The organism is Enterobacter cloacae complex sp. P47BA (genome assembly GCF_014930485.1).
In the GTDB taxonomy this organism is placed as follows: domain Bacteria; phylum Pseudomonadota; class Gammaproteobacteria; order Enterobacterales; family Enterobacteriaceae; genus Enterobacter; species Enterobacter bugandensis.
Genome location: NZ_JADBRF010000002.1, coordinates 31,341 through 49,978, shown reverse-complemented (window position 1 = coordinate 49,978; position 18,638 = coordinate 31,341). Strand labels below are relative to the sequence as shown.

The 18,638-nt window shown below is 56.3% G+C and carries 17 protein-coding genes; 15 read left to right on the top strand and 2 right to left on the bottom strand.

Translation table 11 applies throughout. The features are described 5' to 3' along the window. The first annotated feature begins 42 nt into the window (after positions 1-42). The 4 genes from araG to otsA all read left to right on the top strand — a co-directional run bounded on the left by araG (position 43) and on the right by otsA (position 4,931). Positions 43-1,557, top strand: coding sequence for an L-arabinose ABC transporter ATP-binding protein AraG (gene araG / locus IM299_RS03690; protein ID WP_193357070.1), 1,515 nt, complete (start codon positions 43-45; stop codon positions 1,555-1,557). Between the two features lie 14 nt (positions 1,558-1,571). Next, positions 1,572-2,552 (top strand): arabinose ABC transporter permease AraH, encoded by a 981-nt coding sequence (araH, locus tag IM299_RS03685; RefSeq protein ID WP_032644894.1) that lies wholly within the window; start codon positions 1,572-1,574, stop codon positions 2,550-2,552. A 176-nt stretch (positions 2,553-2,728) separates the two neighbouring features. Next, a complete protein-coding gene (otsB, locus tag IM299_RS03680; protein WP_193357069.1) occupies positions 2,729-3,532 on the top strand; it encodes a trehalose-phosphatase in 804 nt (267 codons plus the stop codon). Continuing rightward, complete coding sequence (gene otsA / locus IM299_RS03675; RefSeq protein WP_028013656.1) at positions 3,507-4,931, top strand: alpha,alpha-trehalose-phosphate synthase; 1,425 nt, start codon at positions 3,507-3,509, stop codon at positions 4,929-4,931. The genes otsB and otsA overlap by 26 nt, the downstream gene beginning before the upstream one ends. Before the next feature lie 17 nt (positions 4,932-4,948). Here otsA and uspC read toward each other — a convergent pair whose 3' ends face one another. Further along, the gene (gene uspC, locus IM299_RS03670) at positions 4,949-5,377 is read right to left on the bottom strand and encodes a universal stress protein UspC (protein ID WP_047362802.1); all 429 of its coding nucleotides are present in this window, start codon (positions 5,375-5,377) and stop codon (positions 4,949-4,951) included. Between the two features lie 795 nt (positions 5,378-6,172). Between uspC and flhD the strand changes: the two genes are divergently transcribed. From flhD to cheW, 6 genes are all read left to right on the top strand, one after another. After that, entirely contained in the window at positions 6,173-6,523 is a 351-nt protein-coding gene (flhD, locus tag IM299_RS03665; RefSeq protein WP_028013654.1) for a flagellar transcriptional regulator FlhD, read from the top strand. Between the two features lie 2 nt (positions 6,524-6,525). Then, positions 6,526-7,104 carry a flagellar transcriptional regulator FlhC gene (gene flhC / locus IM299_RS03660; RefSeq protein ID WP_013096051.1) on the top strand — a complete coding sequence of 193 codons (579 nt, stop codon included), beginning with the start codon at positions 6,526-6,528 and terminating at the stop codon, positions 7,102-7,104. Positions 7,105-7,227: 123 nt separating this feature from the next. After that, positions 7,228-8,115, top strand: coding sequence for a flagellar motor stator protein MotA (motA, locus tag IM299_RS03655; RefSeq protein WP_008500417.1), 888 nt, complete (start codon positions 7,228-7,230; stop codon positions 8,113-8,115). Continuing rightward, the gene (gene motB / locus IM299_RS03650; RefSeq protein WP_028013653.1) at positions 8,112-9,041 is read left to right on the top strand and encodes a flagellar motor protein MotB; all 930 of its coding nucleotides are present in this window, start codon (positions 8,112-8,114) and stop codon (positions 9,039-9,041) included. The genes motA and motB overlap by 4 nt, the downstream gene beginning before the upstream one ends. 4 nt (positions 9,042-9,045) lie before the next feature. Continuing rightward, a complete protein-coding gene (gene cheA / locus IM299_RS03645; RefSeq protein ID WP_193357068.1) occupies positions 9,046-11,082 on the top strand; it encodes a chemotaxis protein CheA in 2,037 nt (678 codons plus the stop codon). A gap of 19 nt (positions 11,083-11,101) precedes the next feature. After that, a complete protein-coding gene (cheW, locus tag IM299_RS03640) occupies positions 11,102-11,605 on the top strand; it encodes a chemotaxis protein CheW (RefSeq protein ID WP_041909416.1) in 504 nt (167 codons plus the stop codon). Between the two features lie 95 nt (positions 11,606-11,700). Here cheW and IM299_RS03635 read toward each other — a convergent pair whose 3' ends face one another. Next, positions 11,701-12,960, bottom strand: coding sequence for a dicarboxylate/amino acid:cation symporter (locus tag IM299_RS03635; RefSeq protein ID WP_041909418.1), 1,260 nt, complete (start codon positions 12,958-12,960; stop codon positions 11,701-11,703). A 432-nt stretch (positions 12,961-13,392) separates the two neighbouring features. On the opposite strand from IM299_RS03635, the gene IM299_RS03630 reads away from it, so the two are divergent. The 5 genes from IM299_RS03630 to IM299_RS03610 are packed head-to-tail and all read left to right on the top strand — an operon-like array spanning position 13,393 to position 18,620. Next, positions 13,393-13,965 (top strand): spore coat protein U domain-containing protein, encoded by a 573-nt coding sequence (locus tag IM299_RS03630; RefSeq protein WP_028013650.1) that lies wholly within the window; start codon positions 13,393-13,395, stop codon positions 13,963-13,965. An 8-nt stretch (positions 13,966-13,973) separates the two neighbouring features. Further along, complete coding sequence (locus IM299_RS03625; protein WP_028013649.1) at positions 13,974-14,522, top strand: spore coat U domain-containing protein; 549 nt, start codon at positions 13,974-13,976, stop codon at positions 14,520-14,522. Positions 14,523-14,539: 17 nt separating this feature from the next. After that, the gene (locus tag IM299_RS03620) at positions 14,540-15,301 is read left to right on the top strand and encodes a molecular chaperone (protein ID WP_045260435.1); all 762 of its coding nucleotides are present in this window, start codon (positions 14,540-14,542) and stop codon (positions 15,299-15,301) included. Next, positions 15,277-17,661: a fimbria/pilus outer membrane usher protein gene (locus IM299_RS03615; RefSeq protein ID WP_045260326.1), complete on the top strand. Its 2,385-nt coding sequence runs from the start codon at positions 15,277-15,279 to the stop codon at positions 17,659-17,661. Before IM299_RS03620 ends, IM299_RS03615 begins: the two co-directional genes overlap by 25 nt. Next, the gene (locus tag IM299_RS03610) at positions 17,658-18,620 is read left to right on the top strand and encodes a spore coat U domain-containing protein (protein ID WP_048956514.1); all 963 of its coding nucleotides are present in this window, start codon (positions 17,658-17,660) and stop codon (positions 18,618-18,620) included. Before IM299_RS03615 ends, IM299_RS03610 begins: the two co-directional genes overlap by 4 nt. Positions 18,621-18,638 lie beyond the last annotated feature (18 nt).

Here is an 18,638-nt window from a genome sequence, read left to right as displayed (position 1 = left end):
CGTAAGGGGCCAGACGTACACTACAGGAATCACGGAGTCGTTATGCAACAGTCTAATCCGTATCTCTCTTTTCGCGGCATCGGGAAAACGTTTCCCGGTGTTAACGCGCTGACCGATATCAGCTTCGACTGCTATGCCGGCCAGGTTCATGCCCTGATGGGGGAAAACGGAGCGGGGAAATCCACGCTGCTAAAAATCCTCAGCGGCAACTACGCGCCAACAACCGGCACGCTGGCCATTCGCGGTGAAGAGGTGGCCTTTGCCGATACCACGGCGGCGCTCAACGCCGGTGTCGCCATTATCTATCAGGAACTGCACCTCATCCCTGAGATGACCGTGGCCGAAAATATCTATTTAGGCCAGCTTCCGCACAAAAGCGGCGTGGTGAATCGTTCGCTACTTAATTATGAAGCGGGGCTGCAGCTTAAGCATCTTGGTCTGGACGTCGATCCCCAGACCCCGCTGAAATACCTCTCCATCGGCCAGTGGCAGATGGTTGAAATTGCCAAGGCGCTGGCGCGTAACGCCAGGGTTATTGCCTTTGATGAACCCACCAGTTCGCTTTCCGCACGTGAAATTGAAAACCTGTTCCGCGTGATCCGCGAGCTGCGGCAAGAAGGCCGCACCATTTTGTACGTGTCGCACCGCATGGAGGAGATATTTGCCCTGAGCGATGCCATCACCGTATTTAAGGATGGGCGCTATGTGCGCACCTTTACCGATATGCAGCAGGTTAACCATGATCAGCTTGTTCAGGCGATGGTCGGGCGCGATCTGGGCGATATCTATCACTGGAAACCGCGCGAGTACGGCCCCGAGCGCCTGCGTCTGGACAACGTCAAAGCGCCGGGCGTGCGAACGCCGGTTTCGTTATCCGTACGCAGCGGTGAGATCGTCGGTCTGTTTGGCCTTGTAGGGGCGGGGCGCAGCGAGCTGATGAAAGGGCTGTTCGGCGGTACACGTATTACCGCAGGGCAGGTCTCCATTGACGGCGAGCAGGTGGATATCCAGAAACCCGCCCACGCAATCAGGGCCGGGATGATGCTCTGCCCGGAAGACCGCAAGGCGGAGGGGATCATTCCGGTGCATTCGGTGCGCGACAACATCAACATTTCCGCCCGGCGTAAATTTATCCGTGCGGGTTGCCTGATTAACGACGGCTGGGAGTCGAGCAACGCCGACCATCATATTCGCTCGCTGAATATCAAAACGCCGGGACCGGAACAGCTGATTATGAATCTGTCAGGAGGAAACCAGCAGAAGGCCATTTTAGGCCGCTGGCTGTCGGAGGATATGAAGGTCATTTTGCTGGACGAGCCGACGCGCGGTATCGATGTGGGCGCAAAACACGAGATTTACAACGTGATATATGAACTGGCAAAACGCGGCGTGGCGGTGCTGTTCGCCTCCAGCGATCTGCCTGAGGTGCTTGGCGTTGCTGACCGCATTGTAGTGATGCGCGAAGGCGAAATCGCCGGTGAATTACTTCATGAACAGGCGAATGAACAACAGGCGTTGAACCTCGCCATGCCTATAGTCAGCCAGGCTGTCGCCTGAGTAAGGAGTTAATGATGTCCTCTGTTACTACATCCGGAGCGCCGAAGTCGGCTTTTAGTTTTGGACGCATCTGGGATCAGTACGGCATGCTGGTGGTCTTTGCCGCACTCTTCATCGCCTGTGCAATCTTCGTCCCTAATTTTGCCACCTTCATTAATATGAAAGGGCTGGGACTGGCGATTTCCATGTCCGGCATGGTGGCCTGCGGCATGCTCTTCTGTCTGGCCTCCGGTGATTTCGACCTGTCGGTGGCCTCGGTTATCGCCTGCGCGGGCGTCACCACGGCGGTGGTTATCAACATGACGGAAAGCCTGTGGATTGGCGTTTTTGCCGGTCTGTTGCTCGGCGTGATCAGCGGTCTGGTGAACGGTTTTGTTATCGCACGCCTGAAGATTAATGCCCTGATTACCACGCTTGCCACGATGCAGATAGTCCGCGGTCTGGCCTATATCATCTCCGACGGTAAAGCGGTAGGGATTGAAGACGAGCGCTTCTTTACGCTGGGCTACGCCAACTGGCTGGGCCTGCCTGCGCCTATCTGGCTCACCGTGGCCTGCCTGATCCTGTTCGGCTTCCTGCTGAACCGCACCACCTTTGGTCGTAATACGCTGGCGATCGGCGGCAATGAAGAAGCGGCCCGTCTGGCAGGGGTGCCGGTTGTACGCACCAAGATTATTATCTTCGTGCTCTCCGGGCTGGTCTCCGCCGCGGCGGGGATTATTCTGGCGTCGCGTATGACCAGCGGCCAGCCAATGACGTCTATCGGTTATGAGCTGATCGTCATCTCGGCGTGCGTTTTAGGGGGCGTTTCCCTCAAGGGAGGCATCGGAAAAATCTCATATGTGGTGGCCGGTATCCTGATTTTGGGCACGGTGGAAAACGCCATGAACCTGTTGAATATTTCGCCGTTCTCTCAGTACGTCGTGCGCGGCCTGATCCTGCTGGCAGCCGTGATTTTCGACCGTTACAAGCAAAAAGCGAAGCGTACCGTGTAACCCCAGCGCTGACTTTTTATTGCTCAACTAATAACCATAGTTGACCCCTGAACCGCCTCGCCAGTTTTGCTGGCGGGGCGGTTGTCAAATGGCGAGGCCCATCACACTGTCTATACTTACATGGCTATGAAAGAGGTAAAGGCGTTTACCTCTCGTAAACCGTAAGGAGGATTAGGGTGGCTGACTTGTTAACCGCACCGCCTGTACTGCCCGGAAAATATGCTTTCTTTTTTGACCTCGACGGGACGCTCGCCGGGATCCAGCCGCATCCTGACGACGTGGTCGTACCGGATACGGTGCTAGAGAATTTGCAGCAGCTCTCTCGACTGAACGAGGGCGCATTGGCATTGATTTCAGGGCGCTCAATGGCCGAGCTGGATGTGCTCGCCAGTCCTTACCACTTTCCGCTGGCCGGTGTACACGGAGCGGAGCGCCGCGATATCCATGATCAACTGCATGTTGTATCACTCCCCGATACCTTGATTCAGGCGTTACATACTGAACTCTCCTCGGCGCTGGCGTCGCTCCCGGGCACGGAACTGGAAGCGAAAGGCATGGCGTTCGCCTTGCACTATCGGCAGGCTCCGCATCACGAAGCGGCGATCTTTGCGATTGCCCGAAGCGTGGCCGATGCACATCCGCAGCTCGCGCTGCAGCCGGGGAAGTGTGTCGTTGAGATAAAACCTGAGGGCATCAATAAGGGGGCCGCTATTGCGGCGTTTATGGCGGAACCGCCATTTAAGGGACGTACACCTGTATTTTTTGGCGATGACCTGACCGATGAGGCCGGTTTTCGCGTGGTGAAACAGGCCGGAGGGATCGCCGTCAAGGTAGGGCCTGGTGACACTGTCGCTGAACGGCGTCTGGCGAATGTCGAGGCCGTCTGGCAGTGGATTTCTGATATCGCTAACCAGCAACAACAACAAATAGCGCAAAACAAAGGGGGAAACCATTATGGGTCGCTTAGTCGTCGTCTCTAACCGAATTGCACCGCCTGATGATAAAAAAGCCAGTGCAGGTGGCCTGGCGGTAGGGGTATTAGGTGCCTTAAAAGCTGCTGGCGGGCTGTGGTTTGGCTGGAGCGGTGAAATCAATGAACAAGAGAAACCGCTTAAAAAGGTGACGCGCGGGAACATTACGTGGGCATCATTTGCGCTCAAAGAGAAAGACTATGACGAGTATTACTCGCAGTTCTCCAACGCGGTCCTGTGGCCTGCGTTTCACTATCGTCTTGACCTGGTGAAATTCCAGCGTGAATCCTTCGAGGGCTACTCGCGGGTGAATGCGCTGCTGGCGGATAAACTGCTGCCTTTAATTGAGGAAGACGATATTTTATGGATCCACGATTATCATCTGCTCCCCTTCGCCAGAGAGCTGCGTAAAAGGGGAGTCAATAACCGGATTGGCTTCTTCCTGCACATTCCGTTCCCGACGCCGGAAATTTTCACCGCGCTGCCGCCGCATGAAGAACTGCTGGAGGCGCTGTGTGATTATGACCTGCTGGGCTTCCAGACCGAAAATGACCGTCTCGCGTTCCTGGACTCCGTGTCAGGCAAAACGCGCCTGGTAACCAACGGCGGCAAAACCCATACGGCGTGGGGAAAAACCTTCCACACCGAGGTCTATCCGATTGGTATTGAACCCGACGAAATTGCGGAACAGGCCTCGGGCCCGCTGCCGCCGAAGCTGGCCCAGCTTAAGAATGAACTCAAGCACGTGAAGAATATCTTCTCGGTAGAGCGTCTGGATTATTCCAAAGGGTTGCCGGAACGCTTCCTGGCGTATGAAACGCTGCTGGATAAATACCCTCAGCACCACGGTAAAATCCGCTATACCCAGATCGCGCCAACGTCGCGCGGGGAAGTGCAGGCCTATCAGGACATTCGTCATCAACTGGAGACCGAAGCGGGGCGCATCAACGGGCGCTACGGCCAGCTGGGCTGGACCCCGCTCTTTTATCTGAATCAGCATTTTGACCGTAAGATCCTGATGAAGGTCTTCCGCTACGCCGACGTTGGCCTGGTTACGCCGCTGCGTGACGGGATGAACCTGGTGGCAAAAGAGTACGTGGCGGCTCAGGACCCGGCGGATCCGGGCGTGCTGGTGCTTTCCCAGTTTGCCGGGGCAGCGAACGAACTGACCTCAGCGCTGCTCGTTAACCCTTACGATCGGGATGATGTGGCAAATGCCCTCAACCGCGCGCTGACCATGCCGCTGACGGAGCGAATTTCCCGCCATGCCGAAATGATGGAGACGATCCGGAATAACGATATAAATCACTGGCAGGCGCGTTTTATTCAGGATCTACGCGAAATAGCCCCGCAAAGTCACGAAGGCGATCTGCAAAAAAAGATCGCGACCTTCCCTAAACTCGCCTGATATTCCTCTGGGGGGGGTTAAGCCCCCCCAAGCGGCACTAACAGCACGTCAACCTGGCTTGAGGCGATAATAGATTTTGCCGCGCAGGTAGCCCTCGATATAAAGCTGTGGTTATGGTTCCCGCAAATCACTAAATCAATATTCTGCTTGCGGCACATATCAAGAATATGGGCATTCAGTTCCCCCGTCGCAATAACGGTTTCATCAATGGGGTACTCTGCTTTTTCGACAAGCTCTCGCAGAAACTGCTGCGTTTCCTCCTGCAAAACCTCACGAATATCTTCCAGCATCGGGGCCGCCAGTTGATTGTACATCTCGGGCTCGGCCGCGAGGGTAATGAGGCTGATGCGCGCATTATGCGGCCGGGCGATGGAAACGGCCCGGGCGACAAGCTGGTGGCTTTCGGGGGAAACGGCAACAGAAACAAGAAGATGGGAGTAACTCATGGCGCACTCCTTAGATGTCTGACAGACAGCGTTTCATCACCATTACCGCGAATTTCCTGGTTTCGCAAGACTTGAATACGACATTAGTGTGAAGCTTATCATAATTATTCATTAATTATTCTTATAAGAAGAATAACTGATAAATGCGCCTAAATGAAAAAAATTAACAACTTAACGTAAGTCACACAAATCTTCGCTTTCGCTATTAAATCATTCTAACAAGTTATAAACGCATTTCGAATGATCACGCAATGAAACAATTTTTTTGCCAGAAATGCATAACTCTATGTTTTATCGAAGTAATCAAAATGTGTCCCTGACGCATACGCGATGTAAACGATTGCCGATACTGCACGCACGGCTAAAAGCACATTGCGTGCCACTTATTCTCACGCTTATGCATGAGTATTCGTCGATTAAGAATACAAAACAGGGCCGATTGATTAAAAAATGAGCAAATTAGAAGTCATACTGATGGATTTATGGGTAACATTCACTTAAATTGTGTGACGTGGATCACATTTTTTTTAAATTTGAGGGTGGCTGCATTGTATGTGTCAAATCTGGCGAGTAGAGTTTGCGTCGAATTAGGAAAAATCTTAGTTATTTGTAAGAAATGATAAAACCTGTAAGAGATGTAACCGCGTTGCATCCCTTACGCGTTTGGATGAATACAAACCTAGATTCAACTATGCATTTAGCCTTTTCTTTTTTATACCGGGTGATTTCCCGGCGACATCACGGGGTGCGGTCTTTCCGCATAAAAATAATAGTTGGTTATTCGGGATGGGAACAATGCATACATCCGAGTTGCTAAAACATATCTATGACATCAATTTGTCATATTTACTGCTCGCGCAGCGTTTAATTAGTCAGGACAAAGCGTCCGCGATGTTTCGTCTGGGTATTAACGAAGAAATGGCAACCATGCTGGGTGGATTAACCCTCCCGCAGATGGTAAAACTGGCGGAAACGAATCAACTGGTGTGCCAGTTCCGTTTTGATAATCCGCAGACGATAACGCGTCTGACGCAGGAATCCCGCGTGGACGATCTGCAACAGATCCATACCGGTATCCTGCTCTCCACTCGCTTGCTTAGCGACATCAGTCAGCCTGATGACGCAGCCCGTAAGAAAAGGGCCTAGCAATGAGCGAAAAAAGCATTGTTCAGGAAGCGCGTGACATACAGTTGGCCATGGAGCTGATTACGCTGGGTGCTCGTTTACAAATGCTGGAAAGCGAGACTCAGCTGAGCCGTGGTCGCCTCATCAAACTGTATAAAGAGTTACGCGGTAGTCCCCCGCCGAAAGGCATGCTGCCGTTTTCTACGGACTGGTTTATGACCTGGGAGCAGAACATCCACGCTTCCATGTTCTGTAATGCCTGGCAGTATCTTCTCAAAACCGGTTTGTGTAGCGGCGTAGACGCCGTGATCAAAGCGTACAAACTTTACCTTGAACAATGCCCACAGCAGGAAGAAGGCCCTCTGCTGGCGCTGACCCGCGCATGGACGCTGGTGCGTTTTGTTGAGAGCGGAATGCTTGAACTGTCGCGCTGCAATTGCTGCGACGGCAATTTTATTACCCATGCTCATCAGCCTGCAGGCAGCTTCGCCTGTAGTTTATGTCAGCCGCCGTCCCGCGCAGTAAAAAGACGTAAACTTTCCCGGGATGCTGCCGATATTATTCCACAACTGCTGGATGAACAGATCGAACAAGCTGTTTAACCCGAACGTGTGGGCAAGATTCCAGCAGCGGTAAGTCATTACCGCTGCTTTTTTTTACCCCGCAAACGGTAAACGCTGCGAGCTGGACGTCCTTGCCATAGTCACTAGCGGAAGGATGATGTCGTGCTTATCTTATTAGGTTACCTGGTAGTTCTCGGTACAGTTTTCGGCGGTTACATGATGACCGGCGGGCACCTTGGAGCACTCTATCAACCGGCTGAACTTATTATCATCGGCGGCGCAGGGGTAGGGGCTTTTATCGTTGGCAACAACGGTAAATCGATCAAGGGCACGTTGAAGGCAATTCCATTGCTGTTCCGTCGCTCGAAATACACCAAAAGCATGTATATGGATCTGCTGGCGCTGCTCTATCGCCTGATGGCGAAGTCGCGTCAGCAGGGGATGTTCTCGCTTGAACGGGATATCGAAAACCCGAAAGAGAGCGAAATTTTTGCCAGCTATCCGCGCATTCTGGCGGACGCCATGATGCTGGATTTCATCGTCGATTACCTGCGTCTCATCATCAGCGGCAATATGAATACCTTCGAAATTGAAGCGCTGATGGACGAAGAGATCGAAACCCACGAAAGCGAATCTGAAGTGCCGGCCAACAGCCTGGCGCTGGTGGGCGACTCCCTTCCGGCGTTTGGTATCGTGGCGGCGGTCATGGGGGTGGTACACGCCCTGGCCTCGGCGGACCGTCCGGCGGCTGAACTGGGCGCGCTGATTGCCCATGCGATGGTGGGCACCTTCCTCGGTATTTTGCTGGCTTATGGTTTTATCTCTCCGCTGGCAAGCGTGCTGCGCCAGAAAAGCGCGGAAACCACCAAAATGATGCAGTGCGTGAAGATCACGCTGCTCTCTAACCTCAACGGTTACGCGCCACCGATCGCGGTTGAATTTGGCCGTAAAACGCTTTACTCCAGCGAGCGTCCGTCGTTTATCGAGCTTGAAGAACACGTGCGCGCGGTGAAAAACCCAAACCAACAGACGACAACTGAGGACGCATGAAAAACCAGTCCCATCCGATCGTCATTGTCAAAAAACGCAAGCACAAGGGCGGCGGGCACGGTTCCCACGGCTCCTGGAAAATCGCGTACGCCGACTTTATGACCGCAATGATGGCGTTCTTTCTGGTGATGTGGCTGATCTCCATCTCCAGCCCGAAGGAGCTTATCCAGATTGCCGAATATTTCCGTACCCCGCTGGCGACGGCGGTGACCGGTGGGCCGCGTATCTCTAACAGCGAAAGCCCGATCCCTGGCGGCGGCGATGATTACACCCAGCAGAAGGGTGAGGTGAAAAAAGAGCCGAACATCGACGAGCTGAAACGCAAGATGGAGCAGGCGCGTCTGAAAAAACTGCGTGGCGATCTCGACCAACTGATTGAAGCGGATCCTAAACTGCGCGCGCTGCGGCCGCACCTGAAAATCGATCTGGTCCAGGAAGGGCTGCGTATTCAGATTATCGACAGCCAGAACCGCCCGATGTTTAAAACCGGGAGTGCGGAAGTTGAGCCGTACATGCGCGATATTTTACGCGCCATTGCGCCGGTGCTGAACGGCATTCCTAACCGAATCAGCCTTTCGGGCCACACGGATGACTTCCCGTACGCCAGTGGGGAGAAGGGATACAGCAACTGGGAGCTTTCTGCCGATCGTGCCAACGCCTCGCGTCGCGAGCTGGTGGCAGGTGGGCTTGATGATGGCAAGGTACTGCGCGTGGTCGGCATGGCAGCAACCATGCGGGTCTCCGACCGCGGGCCGGATGACGCCATCAACCGTCGTATCAGTCTTTTAGTGCTGAACCAGCAGGCGGAGCAGGCCATCCTGCACGAAAACGCCGAAAGTCAGAATGAGTCACTGGACGATTTAAAACAGCCTGGGGCCGTCCCTGCGGCTGCCGTTCCAACATCGCCACCAGCCAATCCGAGGTGATAGCGTGAGCATGGATATTAGCGATTTTTACCAGACATTCTTTGATGAAGCCGACGAACTGTTGGCGGATATGGAGCAACATTTGCTCGATCTGGTGCCCGAAGCACCGGACTCCGAGCAGCTCAATGCCATCTTCCGCGCGGCGCATTCTATTAAAGGCGGAGCCGGAACGTTTGGATTTACCATCTTGCAGGAAACGACCCATTTAATGGAAAACCTGCTTGATGAAGCACGACGCGGTGAGATGCAGCTCAATACCGACATTATCAACCTGTTTTTGGAAACCAAAGATATTATGCAGGAACAGCTCGACGCCTATAAAAGTTCGGCAGAGCCTGATGCCGCCAGCTTTGAATACATCTGCAATGCGCTGCGCCAGCTCGCCCTGGAAGCAAAAGGTGAGGTCGCTGCAGCCGTTGTCCCTGCAGCAAAACTGAGCGTTGTCGATGCGGTTGCTGCTGAAGAGGCCGCGCCAGCCGCTGCGCAAGCGGGCAAGCTGCGCGTTGTGCTGTCACGCCTGAAAGAGAGCGAAGTTAACCTGCTGGAAGAAGAGCTGGGTAACCTGGCGAAATTAAGTAACGTAGTGAAAGGCAAAGACAGCCTCGCAGCGACCCTCGATGACGGTATCAGTCAGGACGATATCGTGGCGGTGCTGTGCTTTGTCATTGAAGCCGACCAGATCGCCTTCGAAACGGAAGCCGCCGCGGTAGCAGCTCCGGCTGCAGAAGAAGAGGTTGCTGTCGTTGCCCAGGCCGCCGCACCGGCTGTGGCCCCAGCGGCCCCGGTGCTGAAGGCGGTGCCAAAAGAGGCCTCGGCGCCTGGCCGTGGTGAAAAACCGGCCGCGCGCTCCAGTGAGTCCACCAGCATTCGCGTTGCCGTTGAGAAGGTTGACCAGCTGATTAACCTGGTTGGCGAACTGGTGATCACCCAGTCCATGCTGGCGCAGCGTTCTAACGAACTGGACCCGGTCACGCACGGCGATCTGATCACCAGCATGGGCCAGCTTCAGCGTAATGCCCGCGACCTGCAGGAATCGGTGATGTCCATCCGCATGATGCCGATGGAATATGTCTTCAGCCGCTTCCCACGCCTGGTGCGCGACCTTGCCAGCAAGCTGAATAAGCAGATTGAACTGACCCTGATGGGCAGCTCAACGGAGCTGGATAAGAGCCTGATCGAGCGCATCATCGACCCGTTAACGCACCTGGTGCGTAACAGCCTCGACCACGGTATTGAACTGCCGGAAAACCGCATTGCCGCCGGGAAATCCCCGGTCGGGAATCTGATCCTCTCTGCGGAACATCAGGGCGGGAACATCTGCATCGAAGTGACCGACGACGGCGCGGGCCTTAACCGCGAGCGCATCCTGGCGAAAGCTATTTCACAGGGGATGGCGGTGAATGAAAACATGACCGACGAAGAAGTGGGCATGCTGATCTTCGCGCCGGGCTTCTCGACCGCCGAGCAGGTGACGGACGTTTCCGGACGCGGCGTCGGCATGGACGTGGTGAAACGTAACATTCAGGAGATGGGCGGCCACGTTGAGATCCAGTCTAAACAGGGCTCCGGCACCACCATCCGCATCCTGCTCCCGCTGACGCTGGCGATCCTCGACGGCATGTCGGTCAAAGTCGCGGACGAAGTCTTCATTCTGCCGCTGAACGCGGTGATGGAATCCCTCCAGCCGCGTGAAGAAGATCTGCATCCGCTGGCGGGCGGCGAGCGCGTTCTCGAAGTGCGCGGTGAGTACCTGCCGCTGGTCGAACTGTGGAAAGTGTTCGAAGTGGACGGGGCGAAGACCGAGGCCACGCAGGGTATCGTGGTGATCCTGCAAAGCGCGGGCCGTCGCTACGCGCTGCTGGTCGATCAGCTGATTGGTCAGCACCAGGTGGTGGTGAAGAACCTCGAAAGCAACTACCGCAAGGTGCCGGGTATTTCTGCTGCCACCATTCTGGGGGATGGTAGCGTGGCGCTGATCGTCGACGTGTCGGCGCTTCAGGGATTAAATCGTGAACAACGTGTGGCGTACACAGCCGCCTGATTAAGTAGAAGGTAATAACATGACCGGTATGAGTAATGTAACGAAACTGGCGGGCGAGCCATCAGGGCAGGAGTTCCTGGTATTCACTTTGGGCGATGAGGAGTACGGCATCGATATCCTGAAAGTGCAGGAAATTCGTGGTTACGACCAGGTTACCCGCATCGCTAACACGCCAGCGTTTATTAAAGGCGTCACCAACCTGCGCGGCGTGATTGTGCCAATCGTGGATCTGCGCGTGAAGTTCAGCCAGGGTGACGTTGACTACAACGACAATACCGTCGTGATCGTCCTCAACCTGGGACAGCGCGTGGTGGGTATCGTGGTGGATGGTGTATCTGACGTGCTTTCACTGACCTCTGACCAGATTCGTCCTGCGCCGGAGTTTGCGGTCACCCTGTCGACTGAATACCTGACCGGCCTGGGGGCGCTCGGCGAGCGTATGCTGATTCTGGTGAACATCGAAAAGCTGCTGAACAGCGAAGAGATGGCGCTGCTGGATATCGCCGCGAGTCACGTAGCCTAAAACAAAGCCGGGTGGCGCTGACGCTTACCCGGCCTACGTGTCGAGCCATTTGTAGGCCGGGTAAGGCGAAGCCGCCACCCGGCTTTTTCATACCCTTACGCTTCCTGCTTTACCAGCTCAGCGTCCGCTTCCCGCGCACCTTCATTCTGCGACAGCATCGCGGTCGCAATGCCGTTCCCCAGCACGTTAATCGCGGAACGCCCCATATCCAGGAAGTGGTCGATACCCATCAGCAGCAGGATCCCCGCCACCGGAATGTTAAAGCTCGGGATCGTCGCGGCCAGCACCACCAGCGAAGAACGCGGCACGCCCGCAATGCCTTTTGACGCCAGCATCAGGGTTAACATCAGCACCGTCACCTCAGAGAAGCTCAGGTGAATGTTGTACGCCTGCGCAATAAACATCGAGGCAAACGAGCAGTACACCATTGACCCCACGAGGTTGAAGGAGTAGCCAATCGGCAGAACGAAAGAGGCGATATTGCGCGAGCAGCCAAAGCGCTCCAGCTGCTCCAGCGTTTTAGGGTAGGCCGCTTCAGAACTGCTGGTGGTGAATGCGACCAGTACCGGATCTTTCAGCATGCTGACCAGGCGAAACACCTCTTTTTTCAGCACCATGTAACCCACGGCCAGCAGCACCATGCAGGTGAGAAGAATGGCAACGTAGTAGCCGCCAATAAAGGAGGCGTAGTTCAACAGGATGCCCAGACCCTGCGTGGCAATGACGGAGGAGATCGCCGCGAAGATGGCCAGCGGCGCAACGTACATCACGTAACCCGTTACCTTCAGCATGATATGGGAAACCACATCCAGTGCGGCCACCAGCGGCGCGTTGAATTTCTGCCCCAGCGACGCGCCGCCGATGCCGAAGAACATCGAGAACACCACTATCTGCAGGATCTCATTGTTCGACATCGCCCCCGCGATGCTGGTGGGAATGGTGTGAGACAGGAACGCTTTCAGCGTCATCCCGCCCACGGCCAGACCGGTATCCACCGCCTCGGTTGGAATAGTCAGGTTCAGGCCACTTCCCGGACGCTCCAGCGTGACGATAAACAGTCCGACCAGAATAGAAAGCACGGATGAACTGATGAACCATACCATCGCTTTGCCGCCCACCCGGCCTATGGTGGAGGTTTCTCCCAGCTTCATAATGCCTACGGTCAGCGTGCTGAAGACCAGCGGCGCAATAACCATTTTGATCAGACGGAGGAAAATATCGGTCAGAAGGGTAATATTATCCGACCAGGCTTTGATGGCATCCGCAGATGCGTACTCGTGAATTGCCGCCCCTGAAAGAATACCCGCCAGCATGAATATCACGATGAAGAGTGTAAGTTTGTTTGCACTTGCCACGAAAAAAGACCCTCTATGCGCTATCAGATGTCGCCCGCGCCGATACATATAAATTTTTTATTACTGCGCGGGAAAATATTCGGCGCATAAATTGACGCAAAGCGTAGGGGGTTACAACAAGTTTTTAAGTTTTATTGATTTTGTTGTTGGTGGCATAACGATATATTGTGATGGTGATCACACTATAAGGGATATATTCTCTTCAAAAAAAAATAAAAATGCGGCCAAAATAATTTTAATTCATTGTTATCTATAAGAATATTAAGTCAATAGGACTCAAGGATTATGCGTTTTGGGGCGGGTGGTGGAAGCGATATCCGTAAACTAAATTCTCATTAACCCCTCTCAGAGGAACCTTAAGCGGGGCTAACATCTTGAACAGCATAAATAAAATGTGGCAAGGGAACGCGTTTGACTTCCGGAGGGTGGAAAATGAAAAGAAAACGCCTTTTAATCTGCGCTGGCGCGTTACTGGCGGCGACAACGGTACATCCTGCGCTGGCCGTGACCAGCAGCGGCACCATCGGTGCGACGCTGACCCTCACAAACGGGTGTCTGATTAACGGATCGCCCACGCAAAACGGTATTAACTTCGGGACACTCGATTTTGGTACCCATCCCGCCACGTTTTCCACGCTGACCACCCAGCTCACCGGCGCCAGCGGCGGGAATACGTTCACCATTCAGTGCACCACCGCCAGCTATACGGTGGCTATCACCGGCAACACTAACTCCACCGCACCCGGTACCGTGGTCGGCACGCCGGGCACGCCTGCGCGCTATCTGATCAATACCGCCAATGCGGCGCAGGGCGTGGCTTACAGTCTGTACAGCGACAGCGGATTTAACAACGTCATCGCCAACAACGCGGCGCTGCCGGTCGCGTCGACGGCGGGCGGGGTCAACAGCTACACCCTTTACGGGCGCATCACCGGCGGCGGTAACAGCGTCACGGTGGTGCCGGGCACTTATACCGACACGATCAACGTCAGCGTCACCTACTAGCTCCAGCCATGAAGGCCTCCTTTTTAAGTCTGCGCGCTTGCGCAGAGGGGATCGTGCAGCCTTTTTTTGCGCTGGCGCTGGGGCTGACCCTGGTTTCCGGGGCCGGCGCGGTGACGTCGCAGTCGTTTAAGGTGAGCGCGACCGTCGTGCCGGGATGTTCTGTCACGACGGGGACCGGCGGGATCTTCGGGACGCTGGATTTTGGGACCCATACCGGCGTGGAGAGTGCCCCGGTCAGCACCAGCTTTGTGCCCAACGGGGCGCTGTCCATCGCCTGCACGCCGGGCGTGGCGCTGAGCATGAGCATCAACGGCGGGCAAAACTACGCCTCGGTGCGCCGCATGACGCGTTCAGGCGGCACCGACGTGGTGGGCTACCGGCTTTACAGCAGCAGTTCACTGGCGGCGAACAGTGAGATTGGGGTCAACCAGGCCATCCCGGTGACCTACACCAACAGCAACAATATTGCACTACCACTTTTTGGCGTAGCGCTGCTGACGGGATTTAGCCCGGCAGGCACCTATTCCGATCAGCTCACCGTGACCTTGTCATGGTGAAAAAGGGAGAACATTCGATGAAGCCACTATTCAGGCATTGGTACCTGGTGAGTATGTTGGGCGTGACCGCCATGGCGGCAGGACAGGCGCAGGCGGCGGCGACCATTCTGTTATGGCCCATCGATCCGTGGCTGTCGGCCGACAGCAAAGCGACTGAATTGTGGATCCAGAATCAGGGAAACAGTGCCACAACGATGCAGGTGCGCATTGTGCGCTGGAAGCAGGAGGGGGGCTTTGAGCGCTATACCGCCCAGCAGGACGTGGTCGCCAGCCCGCCCATCGTCACCATCGGCAAAGGCAGTAAACAGCTGATCCGCCTGATCAAACAGGGTACGGTTCCGATGGGCGTTGAACAAGCCTATCGCATTATCGTGGATGAAATTCCCCAGCCGGACGCGAAGGCCGACCCCGCCATCGGCCTTAAACTGCAGATGCGCTATTCCATACCCCTGTTCGTTTACGGACAGGGGATACCGACAATAAAAGAGGGGGCGCATCATGCCCTCGTGGATACCCGTAACCTGAGCTGGCGCGTCACGCAGGTGGCGGGCCAGCCTGCCATTGAAGTCCGCAATCAGGGCGATGTTCACGTCAGGCTCAGCCAGGTGGCGCTGGAGCAGGGGGGACAAAAGCGCATGATTGCGGATGGCCTGCTGGGCTATGTGCTGCCGGGCAGCACCCGCAGCTGGCCGATTCCGGCCGGGATCCGCCAGCCCAGCCAGATCAGCGCGCAGATTAATGCCAGGGATGCACAATGGCAGTCGACGCCCGTCAACTGAAGCCCGCAATGATGATCCTGCTTTGCGTGAGTACCAGTACCTGGGCCGAACCGGGTGATGACAGCTTACCGCCGCCGCCGCAAGCGCAGGCGATAAACGGGGAGGCGGTTTTCCAGCTCGCCCTGGTACTGAACCACTACGACACCGGGCTGGTGGTTCCCGTGACGCAACGCGACGGCGCTTACTATATCTCCAGCGCCGATTTGCTGCGCGCCGGGCTTCCGCCTGAACATGTGCCCAACGGCGACGTCAATCTCAGCACGCTTCCGGCGGTGCGGGTGGAGTACGACAGTCCCGCCCAGCGTCTGCTGCTGACCGTGCCCCGTGAGTGGATAACCTCCCGCGTCACCCCGTTTGGCGGCCAGCCGACGCAGAGTAAGCCTCACTATGGCAGAGGCGCGCTGCTCAATTACGATTTTTATACCAACCATACCGAGCACGTCGGCGGGCAGGCCTCGCTCTGGCATGAATTCCGCTACTTCAATGAAAACGGTTCATTCTCCTCCACCGGCTACGCCCGCGAAAATTTCACCGGCAACGACGGTCAGCAGGAGGGCTATGTCCGCTATGACACCACCCTGCTGGTGACCAACGAGGAGGACGCCACCACCTGGACCGCCGGGGATGTCATCAGCGATGCCCTGAGCTGGAGCAGCAGCGTCCGCATGGGCGGGATCAGCTATGGGCGTGATTTCTCCCTGCGTCCGGACCTGGTGACCTGGCCGCTGCCGGAATTTTCAGGTGAAGCGGCGGTGCCGACCTCGGTCGACCTCTTCATCAACGGCTACCGCTCCGGGTCCACGCAGCTGCAGCCCGGGCCGTTCACCCTGACGAACCTGCCCTACATTAACGGCGCCGGGGATGCGGTGCTGGTCACCACCGATGCGCTGGGGCGCCAGGTGAGTACCACGCTGCCGTTTTACGTCACCAGCGATCTGCTGAAAGAAGGGCTGAGCGATGGGGCCGTTACCCTGGGGAGCCTGCGGCGCAACTACGGCATTAAGAATTTTGACTACGGCCCGGCGGCGGGGAGCGGATCGTATCGCTACGGCCTGACGGACTGGCTGACGCTGGAGGGGCACGCCGAAGGCGCGGAGGAACTGGCGCTCGCCGGTGCGGGGACGGTGGTCAAGCTGGGGCGTTTTGGCGTGGTGAATACCTCGTACAGTCAGAGCCGGATGCGCGGAGATGACGGCGGGCAAATCAACTGGGGCTACCAGTACAGCACCAGCGAGTTCAGCCTCGCCACCCAGCATACCCGCCGCGATCGCGGCTTTGGTAACCTGGCCCTGTATGACCAGCCGACGGTGTACGACGAAAATGACCGCCCCATCGCCAGCTTTAGCCGCAATACCGATCAATATTCCCTGACCTTCAACCTGGGGGAATACGGCAACATCGGGGCGGCCTGGATCGGCGTGGAGAGCTTTGACAGCCAGAAAACCGAGCTGCTTAACCTCTCCTGGAGCCGAAATCTGTGGGGCTCCAGCAGCATTTACCTCGCCGCCAGCCGGGACCAGCAGCGGGGCGACTGGACGGTCGCGATGTCATTCCAGGTGCCGCTGGGCGAACGCGACAGCGCGGCGCTCACCGTGGAAAATACCCCGGATGCAGGCAGCACGCAGCGCATCAACTACAACCACTCGATGCCCTCCGACGGCGGCTTCAGCTGGAATATGGCGTGGGCGAACCAGTCGCGATCGAATAACTACCAGCAGGGAACGGTGGGCTGGCGCAATAACAATATCGAGCTGCAGGGGGGCGGGTACGGCGAGAAGGGCATGATGACCTGGTGGAGCGAAGCGATGGGCTCCCTGGTGCTGATGGACGGCGAACTGTTTGCGGCAAACAAAATCAACGATGCGTTTGTGGTCATCAGCACCGATGGCCAGCCGGATGTCCCCGTCAGCTATGAAAACCAGCCGGTTGGTAAAACCAACCGCAACGGGTATCTGCTGGTGAGCGGCGTCTCGGCCTATTACCCGGCAAGCTACAGTATTAATACCCTGAACCTGCCTGCCGACACCCGGCTGAAAGAGACCGAGCGGCGGGTGGCGATCCGCCGCCACAGCGGTTATCTGGTGGATTTCCCGATGGAACAGGAGCGGGTAGCGAGCGTCATCCTGCACGACGCGCAGGGGGAGGCCATTCCGGTGGGAAGCCAGGTTCGACGCGCCTCGCGCAGCAATGCGGTGGTGGGATATGACGGGATTGCCTGGCTGGAAAACCTCAGCGACGTCAATCTGCTCGACGTCACGACGCCGACAGGCAAACGCTGCAGGGCAACGCTGACCATCGGCGCGAACCCGGACCACAGGCTGCAAACCTACGGCCCGCTGGTCTGCCGGGAGGGGCCATGAAGCGCTGGGTGATGTTGCTCCTGCTGCTGCTCTCCGGCGGCAGCTGGGCGGCCTGTACCGTCAGCACGGTCAATGCGTCGTTCGGCAGCGTCACGTCGTTTGCGCTGAGCGGCTCCGGGGAGGTGGAGACCACCGGCACGCTGGTGGTGGCGTGTGATTCGATACTCAACCTGCTGACGAACGACTCGGTGACGCTGAACTACACCGCAGCAACGATATCGGCCAACAGTCGTGCGACCCTGAAACGCACCGATAATGCCGCCATCACGGACGTGATCCCCACCCGGCTGTGTGGACTTTCGGGTTGCGCGAGCAGCAGTGAGGTACAGATAAGTAAATCGTATACCTGGAGCGGAAATACCTTGCTGGGATTGCTCGGGTCAAAGCAGTACAACATTCCGCTCTATTTCCGCACCGTCGCCGGACAAAACGTCTCTGCCGGGCCGTATCAGGTGCAGTTAACCTTCAGCGTTAACTACAGCGTCTGTTCCGTGGGGGCGCTCGGTATTTGCACCATCAATCAAACGGGAACCGCGACGACCAGTATTCTGCTTAACCTGACCGTCACCAACGACTGCAGCGCCATGACCACGCCGGACGTCAACTTTAGCAGTGCGCCGCTGGTGCAAAATTTCCCCACGGTCTCGCAGGCGATTGCCGTCACCTGTACCAAAGGCAGTACCTATACCATCGGGATTAACAATGGTGCCAACGCGCTGAATAACGTGCGCCGGATGGTGAGCGGCAGTAACTACCTGAGTTATGACATCTATAAAGAAGCCACGACTAACCGCTGGGGCAGCAGCGGCAGCGAACGCTGGACCAGCGCGACCTCCTCGCTGGTCAGCGCCGACGGCCTGCTGCGTACCTATAACTACACCGCCAAAGTTCTGACCAGCCAGGCCACGCCGCCCGCCGGCACCTACACCGATACGCTGATTGTTGACGTCGCGTTTTAACCCCGCGCTTTTCCCTTT

Coding starts and splice junctions, on each gene's coding strand:
- IM299_RS03610 (WP_048956514.1), top strand. CDS start 17,658: ATGAAGCGCTGGGTGATGTTGCTCCTGCTGCTGCTCTCCGGCGGCAGC.
- cheW (WP_041909416.1), top strand. CDS start 11,102: ATGACCGGTATGAGTAATGTAACGAAACTGGCGGGCGAGCCATCAGGG.
- motB (WP_028013653.1), top strand. CDS start 8,112: ATGAAAAACCAGTCCCATCCGATCGTCATTGTCAAAAAACGCAAGCAC.
- IM299_RS03630 (WP_028013650.1), top strand. CDS start 13,393: ATGAAAAGAAAACGCCTTTTAATCTGCGCTGGCGCGTTACTGGCGGCG.
- araH (WP_032644894.1), top strand. CDS start 1,572: ATGTCCTCTGTTACTACATCCGGAGCGCCGAAGTCGGCTTTTAGTTTT.
- IM299_RS03620 (WP_045260435.1), top strand. CDS start 14,540: ATGAAGCCACTATTCAGGCATTGGTACCTGGTGAGTATGTTGGGCGTG.
- IM299_RS03615 (WP_045260326.1), top strand. CDS start 15,277: ATGGCAGTCGACGCCCGTCAACTGAAGCCCGCAATGATGATCCTGCTT.
- flhC (WP_013096051.1), top strand. CDS start 6,526: ATGAGCGAAAAAAGCATTGTTCAGGAAGCGCGTGACATACAGTTGGCC.
- flhD (WP_028013654.1), top strand. CDS start 6,173: ATGCATACATCCGAGTTGCTAAAACATATCTATGACATCAATTTGTCA.
- araG (WP_193357070.1), top strand. CDS start 43: ATGCAACAGTCTAATCCGTATCTCTCTTTTCGCGGCATCGGGAAAACG.
- uspC (WP_047362802.1), bottom strand. CDS start 5,377: ATGAGTTACTCCCATCTTCTTGTTTCTGTTGCCGTTTCCCCCGAAAGC.
- otsA (WP_028013656.1), top strand. CDS start 3,507: ATGGGTCGCTTAGTCGTCGTCTCTAACCGAATTGCACCGCCTGATGAT.
- IM299_RS03625 (WP_028013649.1), top strand. CDS start 13,974: ATGAAGGCCTCCTTTTTAAGTCTGCGCGCTTGCGCAGAGGGGATCGTG.